The organism is Actinopolyspora alba (assembly GCF_900112765.1).
In the GTDB taxonomy this organism is placed as follows: Bacteria; Actinomycetota; Actinomycetes; order Mycobacteriales; family Pseudonocardiaceae; genus Actinopolyspora; species Actinopolyspora alba.
The window spans coordinates 182,265-199,150 of record NZ_FOMZ01000007.1 but is presented as its reverse complement, the minus strand read 5'-3'; the positions used below and the strand labels follow the sequence as shown (position 1 = coordinate 199,150).

At 68.8% G+C, this 16,886-nt stretch carries 15 protein-coding genes and 1 pseudogene; 6 read left to right on the top strand and 10 right to left on the bottom strand.

Features of this window, described 5'->3' with window-relative positions:
• Nucleotides 1–114: 114 nt before the first annotated feature.
• Together BM150_RS12350 and BM150_RS12345 are read right to left on the bottom strand one after the other, a co-directional pair.
• A complete protein-coding gene (locus BM150_RS12350) occupies nucleotides 115–747 on the bottom strand; it encodes an MBL fold metallo-hydrolase (RefSeq protein ID WP_092927268.1) in 633 nt (210 codons plus the stop codon).
• Nucleotides 744–1,829, bottom strand: coding sequence for an S-(hydroxymethyl)mycothiol dehydrogenase (locus BM150_RS12345; RefSeq protein ID WP_245755457.1), 1,086 nt, complete (start codon nucleotides 1,827–1,829; stop codon nucleotides 744–746). Before BM150_RS12345 ends, BM150_RS12350 begins: the two co-directional genes overlap by 4 nt.
• A 300-nt stretch (nucleotides 1,830–2,129) precedes the next feature.
• On the opposite strand from BM150_RS12345, the pseudogene BM150_RS12340 reads away from it, so the two are divergent.
• A pseudogene (locus BM150_RS12340) lies at nucleotides 2,130–2,918 on the top strand (SAM-dependent methyltransferase); the annotation flags it as partial.
• Between the two features lie 48 nt (nucleotides 2,919–2,966).
• On the opposite strand, the gene BM150_RS12335 reads toward BM150_RS12340, so the two are convergent.
• The 3 genes from BM150_RS12335 to BM150_RS12325 form a co-directional block, all read right to left on the bottom strand.
• Nucleotides 2,967–4,160 (bottom strand): MFS transporter, encoded by a 1,194-nt coding sequence (locus tag BM150_RS12335; RefSeq protein ID WP_092927264.1) that lies wholly within the window; start codon nucleotides 4,158–4,160, stop codon nucleotides 2,967–2,969.
• 214 nt (nucleotides 4,161–4,374) lie between these two features.
• A complete protein-coding gene (locus tag BM150_RS12330) occupies nucleotides 4,375–5,565 on the bottom strand; it encodes an acyl-CoA dehydrogenase family protein (RefSeq protein WP_092927262.1) in 1,191 nt (396 codons plus the stop codon).
• Nucleotides 5,566–5,588: 23 nt separating this feature from the next.
• Complete coding sequence (locus BM150_RS12325; protein WP_092927260.1) at nucleotides 5,589–6,809, bottom strand: CaiB/BaiF CoA transferase family protein; 1,221 nt, start codon at nucleotides 6,807–6,809, stop codon at nucleotides 5,589–5,591.
• Nucleotides 6,810–7,125: 316 nt separating this feature from the next.
• On the opposite strand from BM150_RS12325, the gene BM150_RS12320 reads away from it, so the two are divergent.
• Entirely contained in the window at nucleotides 7,126–7,782 is a 657-nt protein-coding gene (locus tag BM150_RS12320; protein WP_092927258.1) for a GntR family transcriptional regulator, read from the top strand.
• Nucleotides 7,783–7,860: 78 nt separating this feature from the next.
• Here BM150_RS12320 and BM150_RS12315 read toward each other — a convergent pair whose 3' ends face one another.
• The 3 genes from BM150_RS12315 to BM150_RS12305 form a co-directional block, all read right to left on the bottom strand.
• Nucleotides 7,861–8,718 carry a 3-hydroxybutyryl-CoA dehydrogenase gene (locus BM150_RS12315; RefSeq protein WP_092927256.1) on the bottom strand — a complete coding sequence of 286 codons (858 nt, stop codon included), beginning with the start codon at nucleotides 8,716–8,718 and terminating at the stop codon, nucleotides 7,861–7,863.
• Nucleotides 8,719–8,929: 211 nt separating this feature from the next.
• Entirely contained in the window at nucleotides 8,930–9,634 is a 705-nt protein-coding gene (locus BM150_RS12310) for a dienelactone hydrolase family protein (RefSeq protein WP_092927254.1), read from the bottom strand.
• Nucleotides 9,624–10,151, bottom strand: a complete 528-nt coding sequence (locus tag BM150_RS12305) for a hypothetical protein (protein ID WP_092927252.1) — start codon at nucleotides 10,149–10,151, stop codon at nucleotides 9,624–9,626. The genes BM150_RS12310 and BM150_RS12305 overlap by 11 nt, the downstream gene beginning before the upstream one ends.
• A gap of 325 nt (nucleotides 10,152–10,476) precedes the next feature.
• Between BM150_RS12305 and BM150_RS12300 the strand changes: the two genes are divergently transcribed.
• Nucleotides 10,477–11,709: a serine hydrolase domain-containing protein gene (locus tag BM150_RS12300; protein ID WP_092927250.1), complete on the top strand. Its 1,233-nt coding sequence runs from the start codon at nucleotides 10,477–10,479 to the stop codon at nucleotides 11,707–11,709.
• Nucleotides 11,710–11,850: 141 nt separating this feature from the next.
• On the opposite strand, the gene BM150_RS12295 is transcribed toward BM150_RS12300, so the two are convergent.
• Together BM150_RS12295 and BM150_RS12285 are read right to left on the bottom strand one after the other, a co-directional pair.
• The gene (locus BM150_RS12295) at nucleotides 11,851–12,180 is read right to left on the bottom strand and encodes a DUF2795 domain-containing protein (RefSeq protein ID WP_092927248.1); all 330 of its coding nucleotides are present in this window, start codon (nucleotides 12,178–12,180) and stop codon (nucleotides 11,851–11,853) included.
• A gap of 273 nt (nucleotides 12,181–12,453) precedes the next feature.
• Nucleotides 12,454–13,044, bottom strand: coding sequence for a type 1 glutamine amidotransferase domain-containing protein (locus BM150_RS12285; RefSeq protein WP_092927243.1), 591 nt, complete (start codon nucleotides 13,042–13,044; stop codon nucleotides 12,454–12,456).
• Between the two features lie 219 nt (nucleotides 13,045–13,263).
• Between BM150_RS12285 and BM150_RS12280 the strand changes: the two genes are divergently transcribed.
• The 3 genes from BM150_RS12280 to BM150_RS12270 all read left to right on the top strand — a co-directional run bounded on the left by BM150_RS12280 (nucleotide 13,264) and on the right by BM150_RS12270 (nucleotide 16,849).
• Nucleotides 13,264–13,716, top strand: a complete 453-nt coding sequence (locus tag BM150_RS12280) for a peroxiredoxin (RefSeq protein ID WP_092927241.1) — start codon at nucleotides 13,264–13,266, stop codon at nucleotides 13,714–13,716.
• Nucleotides 13,717–13,852: 136 nt separating this feature from the next.
• Entirely contained in the window at nucleotides 13,853–15,049 is a 1,197-nt protein-coding gene (gene lhgO, locus BM150_RS12275) for an L-2-hydroxyglutarate oxidase (protein WP_092927528.1), read from the top strand.
• 168 nt (nucleotides 15,050–15,217) lie between these two features.
• Nucleotides 15,218–16,849 (top strand): serine/threonine-protein kinase, encoded by a 1,632-nt coding sequence (locus BM150_RS12270; protein ID WP_092927239.1) that lies wholly within the window; start codon nucleotides 15,218–15,220, stop codon nucleotides 16,847–16,849.
• The last annotated feature ends 37 nt before the right edge of the window (nucleotides 16,850–16,886 follow it).

Below are 16,886 nucleotides of genomic sequence, written 5' to 3'. Positions count from 1 at the left end.
GCCCGCACGGTTCCGATCACCCGGGCGAAACGATTTCTGCTGCCGGGTCCGAGTCAGGGGGCGATGTCCGGGGCAGGAGGCGATACCCACGGAGATCCGGCCGAGGAAGTCCCGCTAATAGCCCCGGTCCTTCCACTCACTCAGATGTGGCCGCTCGGTGGCGATCGTGGTGCTGGGGCCGTGGCCGGGACGGACGATGGTGTCGTCCGGCAGCGTGAACAACCGGTTCGCGATCGACTCGATGATCACGTCGAAGTCCGAATAGGAACGCCCCGTGGCTCCCGGTCCCCCCGCGAAGAGGGTGTCGCCGGTGAACACCGTGTTCAGTTCCACCGAGTACAGACTCACCGCACCGGGGGCGTGCCCCGGGGTGTGCAACACCCGCAGACCGGTCCCGGCCGCTACACCGAGCACCTCGCCATCGGCCAGCATCCGGTCCGGTTCCCGGTTAGGATGCGTCATCCGCCAAAGCACCGAGTCGTCGGGATGCAGCAGAATCGGCGCTCCCACGGCGTCGGCCAGTTCGGGAGCGAACCGGACGTGGTCGTCGTGGCCGTGGGTGGCGATGATCGCCGACACGTCACGGTCCCCGACGATTTCCAGGATCGCGTTCACGTCGTGCGGGGCGTCCACGACCACGCACTCGTGGTCGTCACCGATCACCCAGACGTTGTTGTCGACCTCGTGGGTCTGTCCATCCAGCGAGAACGTGCCGGAAGTGGTGGTGTGGTCGATACGCGCGTTCACAACACCACCACCGAACGGAGGACATCGCCACTGCGCATCCTGTCGAAGGCGGCTTCCACCTCGCCCAGCTCGATCTGCTCGGTGACGAACTTCTCCAGCGGCAGTCTGCCCTGCAGTGACATCTCGATCAACGCGGGAAAGTCCCTCGTGGGCAAGCAGTCGCCGTACCAGCTCGACTTCAACGCACCACCTCTGGCGAACACGTCCAGCAGCGGTAGATCCAGCCGCATGTCGGGCGTGGGGACCCCGACCAGCACGACAGTGCCCGCCAGGTCTCGGGCGTAGAAGGCCTGCTCGTAGGTGCGCGGACTGCCAACGGCCTCGACCACCAGATCCGCGCCGAAGCCGTCGGTGACTTCGCGGATCGCCGCGACCGGATCGGTCCGGCCCGCGTCCACGGTGTGCGTGGCGCCGAACTCACGGGCCCACTCCAACTTGCGTGGGTCGGTGTCGACGGCGATCACCCGACGTGCTCCGGCCATGACGGCACCTGTCACCGCACCGTCGCCCACACCGCCACAGCCGATCACGGCCACCGAGTCCCCGGGCCCCGCGGCCCCCGTGTTGACGGCAGCGCCGATACCGGCCATCACACCGCAGCCGAGCAGACCGGCCACCGCGGGACGCGCGGACGGGTCGACCTTGGTGCACTGTCCCGCTGCCACCAGGGTCTTCTCCGCGAACGCACCGATTCCCAGGGCAGGGGACAGCGGGGTACCGTCGCGCAGCGTCATCGGCTGGGTCGCGTTGTGGGTGTCGAAGCAGTACTGCGGACGTCCCCGGCGACACGCCCGGCACCGACCGCAGACGGCACGCCAGTTGAGCACCACGAAATCGCCGACCGCCGGATCGGTGACGTCGGAACCCACCGCTTCCACCACACCGGCGGCCTCGTGCCCCAGCAGGAAGGGGAATTCGTCACTCACCCCGCCGTCGCGGTACTGCATATCGGTGTGGCAGACCCCGCACGCCTGCACGCGCACCAGCGCCTCCCCAGGTCCGGGTTCCGGAACCCGGACAGTGGTGACCTCCACCGGCCGCTCCGCGCCGGTCGCGACCACCCCACGAACCTCAGTCGCCACCAACAACCTCCGGTAATCGAGCGAAACCTCGCTACCTGATCATCGTCGTACGGCAGGGCCACGAGCACAACCGTGACGCCGGGACCGTCGCTCGATCGAATTGTCGAGGGCCGACAGGCATACTGCCGACGCCATCAGCGGCCGATCACACGGGTAAGCACGTTGAGTAAACGTGATAACACACTGCGATTACGGCGTTCGTCTCGGCCGGACCCGGCACGCAGCCCGAACTCGCGGTGAACATTTCGACAGGTGGTGCTGTAACGCCGCGCCCCCGGAGGAGACAAACAGGATGTGGGGATGATCTGGGACGATTCCCGATACCGACGGCAACTGGACCTGACGCGCCCCTGCGGCGCACGAATCACCGACGCCTTCCTCGGGGGCTGCCACAACTTCGGCGTCGAGCGAGAGTTCGTGGAACGTGCCGAGCGGAGGATACCCGGCATCACCGCCACGATGCGGGAGAGCCGGGCGTTCCTGCGTCGCGCGGTCGACCACTCCCTCGCATCGGGGATCAGGCAGTTCATCGACCTCGGTTCGGGACTGCCGACCGTGGGCCACATCCACGAGATAGCGGGCAGGCTCACTTCCGACTACCGGGTCGTCTACGTGGACAACGAGCCGTTGACCGCGGCGCACGGTGCTCGACTCCTGACGGACGAACCGAACACGGCGCTGCTGCACGAGGACTGCCGCGAGATCGACTCGGTGCTCGCCGCGCCGGAACTACGACGACTGATAGACCTGAGCGAGCCGGTGGCGCTGGTACTGACCGGTGTGGTGCACTCCCTGCCGGAGAGTTCGGACCCGCGATCACTGGTGAGTTCCTACCGGCGGACACTGGCGTCCGGCAGCCACTTGGTGCTGGCCCACTTGACCGACAGCGTCCAACCGGAGCGGGCCCGAACCCTGCAGCGGCTGTACGCGGAGAGTTCGGATCCGGTGTTCGCCCGCGGTACCGGTTGGATCGACACGCTGTTCGGCGACTTCGAGATACTGGATCCCGGGACGGGGCCGCTCGCGGCCTGGCGCCCCGATCCCCGGGAGACAGCGGAGACCGAACGCTGCCGGGTGTTCTACGGCGGAATCGGCCGCAAACGCGAGCCCGCGGAAGGCGTTTCGGCGACCGCCGGATCAGTGGGCACGTTGCACGGTGGTGCGGCGCCACACGATCCACAGCGAAACGGCGGCGAGCAGGGCCACCACTCCAGCGGCGGACCACGCCTCGGCCAGTCCGGCGTGCGAGGCCACCACCCCGAATAGCAGCGGCCCGGCGCTACCGCCGATGTAGACGCCGGTCTGGCTGACCGAGGTCGCGCCGGCGACCCGTCGCGGGTACAACCCGGCCACCGCGAAATTGAGCAGTCCCGGCCACGACCAGCCCGCCCCGAAACCGACGACGGCTCCGATCAGGAATGCCACGGGGAGCGGCAGCGCCATCAGCACGAATCCCGCGGATCCGATCAACAGCAGCAGCGTGATCACGACTATGGGGTTCGGATTCCTGCGGTCCGCCAGCACCCCCATCGCCAACCGCATGCACAGCCCGGCGACCGACCCCACAGCCAGCACCAGCCCGGCGGCACCGGGGCCGAACCCGACCTGCACTCCGGTGGTGGTCACGAAGGAGCCCAGGGAGTTCGCCGCCGCCGAGGCGAGCCCCGCTGCCAGAGTTATCAGCAGCAGCACGCCCCTGCCCGGCTCGACCGACTCCCGCCCAGCGGCGATGGCGGAACCGCCGTGTCCGATTACGCTCCTCGGCACGGACAACGCGGCACACATTCCGACCAGCGCCGCACCCGCGAAGGCCCAACGCCAGCTGAACGTCAGCGCCACGGCCGGAACCGCCAACCCCGCCAGCAGGGTGGACGCCGGAATGGCGGACTGCTTGATGCCGAAGGCGGTGGCGCGGCGGTTCGCGGGCACGCACCGCGCGATCAGCAGATTGGAGGCGGGCTGCCCCAGGGCATTGGGAAGCCCGGCCAGCCACAACATCGCCAGCAGCCACCCCAGGTTCCGAGAGGTAGCGATTCCCCCGGCACAAACCGCGCTGCCCACCGCGGCCAGCCGCATCGCCGGAACGGGCCCGATCCGCTCGGAGAGCCACCCCATCAACCGGGAGGAGAGCGCCGCCACCGCGAAGAATCCGGCGGCGCCGGCACCGAGCACAGCGGGGCCGAATCCGAAGTCCTGCTGCAGCTGAACCCCGAGACCGCCGACGAGGAACGCGGGCAGGATTCCCACCGTCACCACGACAGCGACCGAGGACATCGCCCGTTTGGGCAGTCGGACCACGGGGTCACGTGTCAGCGGCATCGCTTCCGGCATCACGGCACCAGTCCCTCGTCGGCTCCGGTAACGGGCACCCGAGCGTCATAGCACTCCGCGCCGTTGCACCGAACGGACTAGTGACCGATCCCTCGCCCCACGACCCCGATTCGCTCGCACACATCCCGGTGCACATTTCGCCAGAAATCGCCGCCACCCCTGTTCTCCAGGCGCACCGGCGCGGCGATTTCGCGAGAAATCGCCGCCGCCCCGGTCAGTCCCGGAAGGCCTGCACCCCCGTCATCGCGGCGCCGATCGTCAGCGCGTGCATCTCGGAGGTTCCCTCGTAGGTCAGCACCGACTCGAGATTGGTCATGTGTCGCATCACCGGGTACTCCAGCGAGATGCCGTTGGCACCCAACACGGTCCGCGCGGTACGCGCCACCTCCAGCGCGCCGCGCACGTTGTCCAGCTTCCCGAAGCTGACCTGCTGCGGCAGCAGCCTGCCCTCGTCCTTGCGCCTGCCGAGGTGCAGTGCGAGCAACCGCCCGTTGTGCACCCGCACCGCCATGTCGGCGAGCTTGGACTGGGTGAGCTGGTGCCCGGCCAGGGGTTTGCCGAACTGCTCGCGCGAGGTGGAGTAGTCCAGCGCCGCGCGCAGACAGCTGTGCGCGGCCCCGGTGGCTCCCCAGACGATGCCGTACCTGGCCTCGTTCAAACAGCTCAACGGACCACGCAGCCCGGTCACCTCCGGCAATACGGCATCCTGCGGCAAGCGGACGTCGTCGAGGACGAGTTCACTGGTCACGGAAGCGCGCAGCGAGAGCTTGTGCCGCATCTCCGGCGCGGCGAATCCCGGCGTGTCGGTGGGCACGACGAAGCCGCGGATGCCCTCGTCGGTGCTCGCCCAGACGACCGCGACATCGGCGATCGTGCCGTTGGTGATCCACATCTTGCGACCGTTGATGACCCAGTCGGTACCGTCCCGACGTGCCGAGGTGCGCATCGAGGCAGGATCCGAGCCGTGGTCGGGTTCGGTCAGTCCGAAACAGCCGATGGCCTCACCGGCCGCCATGCTCGGCAGCCAGTGCTGCTTCTGCTCCTCGGAGCCCCAACGCCAGAGGGCGAACATCGCCAGCGAGCCCTGCACCGACACCAGCGAGCGCAGACCGGAGTCACACGCTTCCAGCTCCTCGCAGGCCACGCCGTAGTCCACAGCCGACATCCCGGCACAGCCGTAACCGTCCAGATGCATGCCCAGCACGCCGAGCCCACCGAGTTCACGTGCCAGCTCGCGCGCGGCGGGCAGCTCACCGTTCTCGAACCACTCCCCCACGTAGGGCTGCACCCGGTCGCGACACAGCGCCCGGACGCTGTCCCGGATGGCCAGTTGTTCGGTGCTGAGCTCGTCGTCGATACCCAGCGGGTCGCGGGGATCGAAGTCCGGGCGGGATCCGGCGTTCATCTGCTCATGCCTCCAAGGACGCGTCAGATCGGGTGAATGTCCATCCCCGAACCGGTGAGATCGCGAGCGCGCGATCCCGGCTCGGGCGCGGCCGGCGGCTCCCCGCGGCCGAGCAGCCAGTCGAGGATCTCGGTGTTGTGTTCGCCCAACCGCGGTGGCGGGGTTGGGTCGGCGTGGCCGGACTCGGACAGTCCTATCGGGTTGCGCACCGACGGGGCTTCCCCAGTGCCGGGGGAAATGGTGGGGTCCAGCCCCAGGGACTCCGCGTAGCGCACCGCATCGGCCAGGTCGTTGACCTGCCCACAGGCGATTCCCATCCGCTGCAGCCGGTGCTGCCAGGCGGCTGCCGGACGTGCCCCGAGCACGTTCTCCAGCTCGACCACGAGCTCCTCGCGGTTGTGCACCCGGTCCGCGTTGGTGGCGAACCGCGGGTCGTCGGCCATTCCGACGAGCCCGAGGGTTTCGGTGAACCTGCGGAACTGCTCGTCGTTGCCCACCGCCACGGCGAGCGACGCGTCCTCACAACGCAGTGTCTCGTAGGGGGCGATGCTGGGATGCCGGTTGCCCATGCGTCCCGGGCTCTCACCGGTCGCCAGGAAACCGCCGACCTGGTTGACCAACCCGGAAAGCAGGCTGGAGAGCAGATTGACCTCGATGTGCTGGCCTCGGCCGGTGGACTCGCGCTGCCGCAGCGCGGCCAGGACACCGAGCGCCGCGTCCTTGCCGGTGAGCACGTCGACCACGGCCACGCCCACCTTGTTGGGCGGCCCGTCCGGCTCACCTGTGATGCTCATCAGTCCGCCGACGGCCTGCACCACGAAGTCGTACCCGGCCAGCTCCGCTCCTTCCGCGCTGCCGAAACCGGATACGGAGACGTAGAGCAGGCCGGGGTTGTCCGTTCGGAGACTCTCGTAGTCGAGCCCGAACCGCCGCAGCGAGCCCGGCTTGTGGTTCTCCACCAGCACGTCGGCGCGGCGCGCGAGCTCGATCGCGGCAGCACGGTCGCGCTCCGCGGCCAGGTCGAGGGTGACGCTGTGCTTCCCCCGATTCAGCGATTCGAAGTAGGCGGAGCCCGATTCGGTCCACGGCGGCCCCCAGGACCGGGTGTCGTCCCCGGTGTCGGGGCGTTCGACCTTGACGACGGTGGCGCCGAGATCGGCGAGCAGCATAGTCGCGTAGGGCCCCGCGAGCACCCGGCTGAAGTCCGCGACGAGCACCCCCTCCAGCGGCAGAGTCCGCGTCATTCGGGTCTCACCTTTTCTCGCGTTCGCGGCGCGTACCGCGTCCTGTCGGTGTCCTCCGCCACCGCCGTACGACGGCCTTTCGGCTGGCCGAGTGTGATCACCTCAACGGCTTCGGTGGTACGGAAGTCTTGCGGCGGCGTAAGGTTGGATCCAATATACAGTTGAGCGGGCGCCGGTCAAGCCGAACCGAACGTGAGAGGGACTACCCCTCCGACCGCATCGGTCCAGTAACGGCTTTCCCGGAGACCACGGGCCCGTCGGGCGCACGAAGAGGTTCCACGGACACTCGACTCCGACAGCGGATAACGGGAGTGAGATGCCACGACCGCCGACAACCCAGCAGTTCGTGCTCGACGAGCTGCGCAGGGCGATCCTGTCCCGTCAGCTTGCGCCGAACCAGCCGATACGGCAGGACAGCGTGGCGCACGAACTGGGGGTCAGCCGAGTACCGCTCCGGGAGGCACTCAAAACGCTGGAGGCGGAGGGACAGGTGGTCTACCGCCCGCACCGGGGCTACACGGTCGCCGAGCTGTCGCTGGCGGACCTGCTCGAGGTCTACCGGTTACGCGAACTGCTGGAGACCGAGGCCGCCCTGGTTTCGGCCACCAAGGCCGGTGAGGCGGACTCCGCGGCGGTGCGGGCGGAGCTGCGTGCCGTCGTCGAGGCCGCGGCGAACGACGACCTGGTGGAGATGATCGCGGCCAACCGTCGGTTCCACTTCGCGATACTGGAGCCGGCGGACATGCCGTGGCTGATGCGCATGGTGCGCACGCTGTGGGACACCACCGACGCCTACCGGGCGGTGTACTACAACGCCCCCGACAACCGGAGTCGCGTGCTCGAGGAACACGAGGCGATAGTGCGCGCCTTCGAGGCGCGCGACGGCGCGGAACTGGCCGAGCTGCTGCGACGACACCGGGAACACGCCGTGGCGGCGTTGCGGGCGACGCTGGACGAGACCGCTAACGGTTGACCGGGCACCACCGGCCGAGGGCATGCGGTGCGGGTCCGCGCCGCATGCCCTCGGCCGAGCTCCGGTGGCAGCCGGACCTCAGTAGTCGTAGAACCCCCGCCCCGACTTCTTGCCGTTCAGTCCGGCGTCGACCATGCGCCGCAGCAACGGCGGGGCCGCGTAACCGGGATCGCCGTACTCGGCGTGCATCGAGTCGGCGATGGCGACGATCGTGTCCAGCCCGACCATGTCGGCCAGCGTCAACGGTCCCATCGGGTGAGCACAGCCGAGCACCATCCCGTTGTCGATGTCCTCGGCAGCGGCGAAGCCGCCCTCGTACATCCGCACCGCGGAGAGCAGGTACGGCACCAGCAGCGCGTTGACCACGAAACCGGCCCTGTCCTGCGCCCTGATGGGTTGCTTACCGAGCTGTTCGGTGGCGAACGCCGAGGCCACCCGCACTGTTTCCTCCGAGGTGACCAGCGCGGGTACCAGTTCGACGAGTTTGAGCACCGGAACCGGATTGAAGAAGTGGACACCGATGACGCTGCCGGGTCGCTCGGTGGCCCCCGCAAGCTTGGCGATCGGAATGGACGAGGTGTTGGAGGCCAGTACCGCGTCCCGGTCGGTGACCACCCTGTCGAGCTCGGCGAACACGCCGGTCTTGATGTCCGGGTTCTCGGCCACGGCCTCGACCACCAGCTGCCGGTCGGCCTGCTCGGCCAGTTCGTTGGTGATGCGCAACCGGCCCAGTGCCGCGTCCCGGTCCTCCTCGGCGAGCTTGCCGCTGCCGACCGCGCGGTCCATGGACTTCCGGATCCGCGCCCGGGCCGCCTCCGCCGCGCTCTCGTCGATCTCGGAAAGCACCACGTCGAGACCTGCCCGGATACTCACCTCGGCGATACCCGAGCCCATCAGACCGCCACCCACGACACCGACACGTTGGATCTGCCCCACCACTGACGTCCTTTCGCGCAACGACCGGGCGTCGAGCCCACGCTCGACGCCCGGGAAGTACTCGACCGAGAATTACCGAACAGTAACCCCGGTTACCCTAGTAGTTCGACAACGGCACGAAAACAGCCCGCGCCGCGCGGCGAACGGCTCCGCTCCGCGGCGTGGCGAATCCCGGGGGTCACGAATCCACGGTCGGGCTGACACCCCGGACTCAGGCGGTGGCCGTGGTGGACAGATAACGCGAGAACCAGGCACCGGCGGCCTCGGCAACCTGTCGCAGCGCACCGTTCTCCTCGAACAGGTGAGTGGCACCGGGCACCCGGTGCACCTCGTGCTCGACCGGGAGGTGTCGAGCCACGTTCTCGTTGAGCCGCAGCACCTCGCTGTCGCGCTCGCCCACGATCAACAGCGTCGGTGCCCGCAGGGCGGCGACCCGCTCGGGGGTCAGATCGGGACGTCCGCCGCGCGACACCACCGCGCGCACGTCGTGCGGTCTGCGGACGGCCGCTCCCAGGGCGGCGGCCGCCCCGGTGCTGGCACCGAACAACCCCAACGGGCGTTGCCGCAGTTCGGCACGCTCGGAGATCCAGTCGAGCACCCCCAGCACCCTGGCGGTCAGCAACTCGACGTCGAACCGGATCCTGCCGTCGCGCTCGTCCTGGAGCCGTTCTCGGGGAGTCAACAGGTCCAACAGCAACGTGGTCAGCCCCATCTCGTTCAGCCGTTCGGCCACGGCGATGTTGCGCGGACTGTGCCGCGAGGAACCACTGCCGTGCACGAAAACCACGAGTCCACCCGGGTTGTCGACTCCGGCCAGATCACCGGTCAACTCCTCGTCACCGCTGGTCTCCCTCGCGGGCAACGACACTTCTCGCCCGGCGGGGGTCGCGGCTGTGGTGTCCCGCTCAGCTTCCATCGTCCTCCACCCGTTCGGCGTCCTCCTCCGGTGCCCGTTGCACGACTCCGGGATCGGTGGCCTCGATGCCCTCGGTTGACGAGGCGCTGCGCCCGGTGCTCTCCACCTGTTCCGCTTCCAGCACGTCGGCGTGGAAGGTCCGGATCGGACGCTCATCCTCGGCGATCCCTTCCCCACCGGTCTCACCGGGCTCACCGGGCTCGTCACGGGAGTCCGTCGAGCCGGTGACCGACGAGGCGTCGAGCACGTCCGCACCACCCGCGTCGAAATCGGGGCGTTGCTCCGCCAGTCTGCTCTCCAAGTCGGCCCCCTCCGCCTGTTCGCTCGGTGTCGGGCGCTGCCGACTCACGCGGGACCAGTCATCGGGGGGTTCGAGCCCCTCCTCCAACGGGTCCGCGGCGAGTTCGTCCTCGTCCAGATCGGCGGCCGACTGCAGTTGGGCGGGGTCTCTGGCCCGGTCCCCCTCGGAGACCGTCTCGTCCGCCGAAGGAGTCTCACCGTCGAACGGATCCGACATGGTCGCCTCCCTCTCACTTCCACTGCTTCACCCGAACCGGCGGGAACGGCTGCCAGCACGGCTACCCGCGAGCGCGTCGCACGCAAACCACGCGGAACGCGCCCTCGGCCGAACGGGCGAGAACGACACACTCGGATCGTCGCTGTCGCGACGGGGCGGGATGTATCAGAATGCGGTGGGACCGTGGTTTTCCGGCGTTTCGGGACGACACCGTTCCACCGTGAATCCTCGGCGGCGTCAACCATCGGCGGTGTGAATCGTCGGCGGACGGGGTCGAAGCAACGCGGAGCCGAAGCGACGGGGCGGATGCGGAGAGGAGTTCGGCGTGGGGCAACTGCAAACCGAGGTCGAGCCCACCGATGTGGGGCTCTGCCCGACGCGGCTGGAACGGATCGAACAGCATTTCGCCGACTACGTCACCGACGGCAGGCTGCCCGGCTGGCTGGTGTTGATCGCGCGGCACGGCAAGATCGCATACCTGCGCACCCACGGGATGCGTGACCTGGAAGCAGGACTCCCGGTGGAGACGGACACGATCTTTCGCATCTACTCGATGAGCAAACCGGTCACCTCGGTGGCCGCGATGATGCTCTACGAACGGGGGCTGCTGGAACTCACCGACCCGGTGGCCGAGTACCTTCCGGAGTTCGACCAGCCCCGCGTCTACACCGGGGGCTCGGCCGCCGCCGCACAGACGCGCCCCGCCACCGAACCGATCAGGATCTGGCACCTGCTCACCCACACCGCCGGACTCACCTACGGCTTCCACCGGATCCACCCGGTGGACCAGATTTATCGCGAGCAGGGGTTCGAGAACGGTTACCCTGCCGAACTCGATCTGGCCGGGGCGTGTGCCGCGTGGGCACGGCTGCCACTGCTGTTCGACCCCGGTACGGCCTGGAACTACTCGGTGGCGACCGACGTGCTCGGACGCGTGATCGAGGTGATCTCCGGCAGCACGCTCGACGAATTCTTCCGAGCGAACGTCTTCGAACCACTGGACATGCGCGACACCGATTTCGCGGTGGCGGAGTCGGAGCTGGACCGGCTGGCCGCGCTCTACAGCGTGGACCGCACGCGCCGCGCCGTACGCAACGAGCGGTTGAACCGGGTGAGCACCAGCCGCCCCCGGGTACTTTCCGGAGGTGGCGGCCTGGTCTCGTCCGCACGCGACTACCACCGCTTCACGCAGATGCTGCTCGGCGGCGGGGTACTCGACGGCAACCGGCTGCTGAGCAACCGCACGGTCGGCTTCATGACCCGCAACCACCTGCCGGGCGGAGCTGATCTGGCCGAGACGGCGATGGGCTCGTTCTCCGAGTCCACCAACGCGGGGAAGGGATTCGGGCTGGGATTCTCGGTAACCGACCGCCCGCAGGCCTCGAAGGTGCTGTCCTCGCAGGGCCAGTACGCCTGGGGCGGAATGGCGAGCACCGCGTTCTGGGTGGATCCCGGCGAGGACCTGACCGTGCTCTTCCTGACCCAGCTGATGCCCTCCAGCGCTCACCCGATCAGGACACGGCTGCAGGCGCTGGTGTACCAGGCGCTGGTCGACTGACTCCACACGGTCCGGTGCCAACCGGGACGGATGAGGCAGCGCCGGAAGCGGCTACCCACCGACCCTCGCGGAGGGCCGAAGTAGGGTGTTGGCTGTCCGATGTCGGCCCCTGAACGCGAGAGCGCAAACGTGGAACCGCGCTCAACTACCGCGGTTCTCCCCCAGTTCCTCCACGATGGGGTTGCTCGTCGTCTCGGTCTCGTGCTCGGCCAATCCGTCCGCGGTACGGCGGGTGTTCTGGTCGGCCTTGTCGGCATCGGTCTGCCCCTGCTGGGAAGCCGGATCGAGTTGGAGCGAACGCCCCACCTCGGTGAGGTTCTCGTACTCGTCGGCACGCGGCATGGCACGCAACGCGGCGAGTAGTTCCGCGTCGGCACCGTTGTTCTCCGCGTACTCGACGATCCGGTCCTTGCCCGCCGGGAAGTCCAGTCCGGACAGACTCGTTCTCAGATCGGCTCGGTCCACAGCCACGGTAGGCTCCTTCTCTTTCGGGTGTTGGGGTTGTTCTCGGGTGATGGCCCCTGTGCGAGGGCCCCTGTGCGGGAGAATCAGTCGCCACCGCCCACGTCGCTGCAGCGCAGCAGAGGCTCGCTTCGGAAGCGTTGTGGCAGCGGACCGACCCGCGCCGGTTCGTCGTCGGAGAACTCGGTGAGTGGCAGGGGCAGTTCCTCGAAGACGACCCTTCCCTCCGCTGCAACGAGAACCCGGCCCCGCTCCCCGTTCGCGTGGGTCCGACCCCGCAGTTCATCCGGTTCCGGAGCTGGGAGCGCCGCGGGCCTGGGAACGATGTCTGCCTTCGGCCATCTCCTCGACCGTCTTGGCGCAGAAGGCATCGAGATCATCGGGATTACGGCTGGTGACCAGGCCGGAATCGACGACGACCGGCTCGTCGGTCCACTCGGCTCCGGCGTTGCGCAGGTCCGTGGCCAGGCTCGGATACGAGGTCATTCGCCGACCACGCACCACGTCGGCCTCGATGAGCGTCCACGGGGCGTGACAGATCGCGGCGACCGGTTTCTGGTCGGCGAAGAACTCGGCGACGAAACGAACGGCTTCCGGCACCCTGCGCAGGGCGTCCGGGTTCGCCACACCACCGGGCAGGACCAGTCCCGCGTAATCGGCCACATCGGCGTCGGTGACTATCCGGTCCACCGGGAAGGTGTCCGCCTTGTCGAGATGGTGGAACGCCCGAACGGAACCGGAGGAAACCGAAACCAGCTCCGGTCGGCCACCGGCCTGCTCGACCGCTTGCCAGGGACGTGTCAACTCCACCTGCTCGACTCCTTCACCGGCGACCAGGAAAGCCACGCGCAGTCCGCTCAGGCTTCCGGCCATTCGTCGAACACCTCCACTCGGGCATCGAGCGATCCGTTCGGCCTCGCGTTACCCCGTGGCAGGAGGGCTCAAACCTCACCGACCAACGGGAGCGTCCGGACGGGTAGGTTCGGTAGGGGCCGAAGCCGATCATCGGAGACATCGGGAGTTCGTGGTGGAACGACTCGCTCCGATCGATCCGGGTACGCGAGCCGAAACGGCATCTCGAAAGGAGTCCTGGTGCAGTCTGGCGAACTCGTCCCGGATTTCGAACTGACCGATCAGCGCGGAGCGCAGCGCACGCTGTCCGAGCTGCTGACCGGCGGCATCGTGGTGCTGTTCTTCTACCCGTCCGCCATGACCTCCGGATGCACCACGGAGAGCTGTCACTTCCGGGACCTGGCGACCGAGTTCGCCGTGCTGGACGCCCAGCCGGTCGGTATCAGCCCGGACCCGGTGGACAAACAGGCCCGGTTCGCGGAGCGGAACTCACTGGGATTCCCCCTGCTCTCCGACGAGGGCGGTACGGTGGCGCGTTCCTTCGGCGTCCGTCGCGGTTTCGGTCCGCTGCCGGTGAAACGGCACACCTTCCTGATCGACCGTGACAGCCGTGTCCTGCGGGTGATCCGCAGCGAGTTCCGCATGGCGGTCCACGCGGACAGGGCGGTCGAGTTCCTGCGGCAACGCGGCTGACATCCGGTCGTGGCTCGCACGCTCCCGGGGAGCGCCGTCTCCCACGCGCGAGACCACCGGGACGGTCGTGCTCCGGGAGGCACACGGAACGTCCCTTCCCAGGACGTCGAGCAACTCGCGAGAGGACGTGACGCACGTGACCGAACGGACCGTCGGCATCGTCGGGGGCGGCATCGTGGGCCTGGCGGTGGGGCGCGAGCTCACTCGACGTCACGAGAGCACCCGGGTAGTCGTGTTCGAGAAGGAGAACCGGCTCGGTGCGCATCAGACCGGGCACAATTCCGGTGTCGTGCACGCGGGCCTGTACTACGAACCCGGCAGCCTCAAGGCGGAACTGTGCGCTCGCGGTCGGTCGATGCTGCGCGAGTACTGCTCCGAGCGGGGACTCCCCTATGTGGAGTGCGGCAAGCTCGTGGTGGCTGTCGACGGTTCCGAACTCGCCCGCTTCGACGCGCTCGAGGCGAACGCGCGGCGCAACGGTGTTCCGGGACTGCGACGTGTGGCCGGTTCGGGGATCACCGAGATCGAGCCCCATGCCGCCGGAGTGGCCGCGCTGCACTCCCCCGAAACCGCGATCACCGACTACGCGGCGGTGGCCCGAGCGTTGGGCGAGGACATCGAGCGGGCAGGTGGCAGCGTCCTGCTTTCCACGGCCGTGACCGGAGTGCGGCGGCGGGTCGGGGGTGTGGACGTCGAGACCGCGGACGGGATCCACTCGGTGGATCGGCTCGTGGTGTGCGCCGGTCTGCGGGCGGACCGGGTGTCCCGCTGGGCCGACGGTGCCGACGAACCGCGAATCGTGCCGTTCCGGGGCGAGTACATGCGGCTCGCTCCGTCGGTGCGCGAGCTGGTTCGCGGCATGATCTATCCCGTTCCGGACCCGCGTTACCCGTTTCTGGGGGTGCACTTCACCCGCCGCGTTTCCGGGGAGGTCGAGGTCGGGCCGAACGCGGTCCTGTCCCCGCACCGGGAGGGCTACCGTCGTCGTGACGTGTCCCTTGAGGAACTGCGCGGCATGGCCGGTTGGCCGGGATTCTGGCGGATGGCCCGCCAACACTGGCGCACCGGTGCGCTGGAGCTGCTGGGCAGCCTCTCGGTAAGGGCCTACATGCGCACCGCACGCCGTTACGTGCCCGAGGTGGGCGTCACCGATGTGCGGCGCGCGGGTGCCGGAATCCGGGCACAGGCCGTGGACCGGGACGGTTCACTGGTGGACGATTTCCGGATCAACCACGAGGACGGCATCACCACGGTGCGCAACGCGCCGTCTCCCGCCGCCACCTCCAGCCTGGCGATAGCCGAGCACGTGGTCGACCGCGTGGCGGCGAGCTGAGAACGAGCTGGAACAACCGAGTCCCGCGGCAGAGCCGAGGACAACCCACCCGGCCGTCACCAGCCCCTGAAGGGCAACCTCGGCACGAGACCGCACGTCCACCGGTTCGGACCACGCGCCCGTCCCGAACCATTAGGCTTGTGACCGAGACGGTGAAGGGGGAACTCAGTGCAGCCGCTGCTGACCAGCGAGCCGAGCAAGGTCGGCGACTATCGGCTTTTCGCCAGAATCGGCAAGGGGGCGATGGGCGCGGTATACCTCGGGTGTTCCAGAGGGGGACGTCCGGTGGCGGTGAAAGTGGCCAAGCCGGAACTGGCCGAGGACGCCGACTTCCGGGAACGGTTCCGCCGCGAGGCCAGCATGTCGGCGTCCGTCGGGGGGTTCTGGACCGCGACCGTGGTGGACGCGGATCCCGAGGCGGAGCACCCCTGGTTGGCCACCGAGTACGTGCCCGGCCCCACGCTGCACCAGGCGGTGAACGAGCACGGGCCGTTCCCGGAACACACCGTGCGCAGGCTCGGAGCCGGTCTGGCCGAAGCGTTGCAAGCGGTTCACCGTGCGGGGCTGGTCCACCGCGACCTCAAACCCGCCAACGTGCTGCTCGGTCCGGACGGCCCTCGTGTGATCGACTTCGGCATCTCCCGGGCGATGGCCGCCACCGGCATGACGGCCACCGGGATGTTCTTCGGCACCCCCGGCTTCTTCTCCCCGGAACAGACCACCGGTGGTGAGGTCGCCCCTCCCAGCGACGTGTTCTCACTGGGGGCGGTGCTGGTGTTCGCCGCGACGGGGAACGCTCCGTTCGGCAACGAGAACAGTGCCGCCATGCTCTACCGGGTCGTGCACGCCGAACCGGACCTGGGAACGGTCCCGGAGACGTTGCGTCCGCTGATCGCCTCCTGCCTGGCCAAGGACCCCAACGTCCGCCCGAGCACCGGCGAACTGCTCGATCACCTCGGCCATTCGGGCTCGCCCACCGGCGAGTGGCTCCCGCGACGCGTGACGACGCTGATCTCGGCGCACACCGCGGAGCTGGACCGGGTGTTCCGGGGCGAACCGCTCTCGGCGAGCAACGGCGGCACCCGAGTGGAAGAGCGGGGTGGCTCGGTCGCGGCCGGGGCTACACCCGCCGCTGCCGGCGCCGCCGCTGCCGGACCTTCGAGCACGCGACGGGACGATTCCCGACCCGCCGAGGGCTCGCGCGCCGCCACCGCGAACGAACGTCCCGGAGCCGTGACCGGCGACCCGGAACGGGACCGGACGGAACGGCCGCTGGTGCGGCCCGACCTGGCGGGACCGGTGTTCCGGAGCGGCAGGCGGATCAACGCGCTGCTGTGGGCGGCGTTCTCGGGAGCGCTGGCCTACGGCACGGTGATGATCGGCGCGAATGCAGTAACCCACGGGCCCAGCCGGGCCCTGCTGGCGCTCGGGGTGTTCCTGCTCGTGCTCAGCTGCGTGCTGTGCCTGGCGCAGGCACTGACACCGGGGATCAGCCTGAAGATCAACAGCGATGGCCTGCGGATATCCCGCATGGGGTTGCACCGCGAGATCCCCTGGAGCCGGGTCGGCAGAGTGGGCCTGGTGGGCAGCGGCAAGAAACAGGCGCTGACGGTGTGGGCGCACCAGGAGTTCACCCCGCACTCCAAGTGGTGGCACCGCACCCGCGAGTACTACGGCGGCAACAAGATCTTCCTCGTCGGGGCGACCGGAGGGTGGTGGGCCAGGCGGCGCGAGGCCCGCAGGCTTCGCACCGCCCTGCGGCAGTACGCGCCGCGCAGTTACGACGCGAGACTGCTCTGAGCTCCCCGGACCGGAGTTCCCGGAACGGGATCGCCGG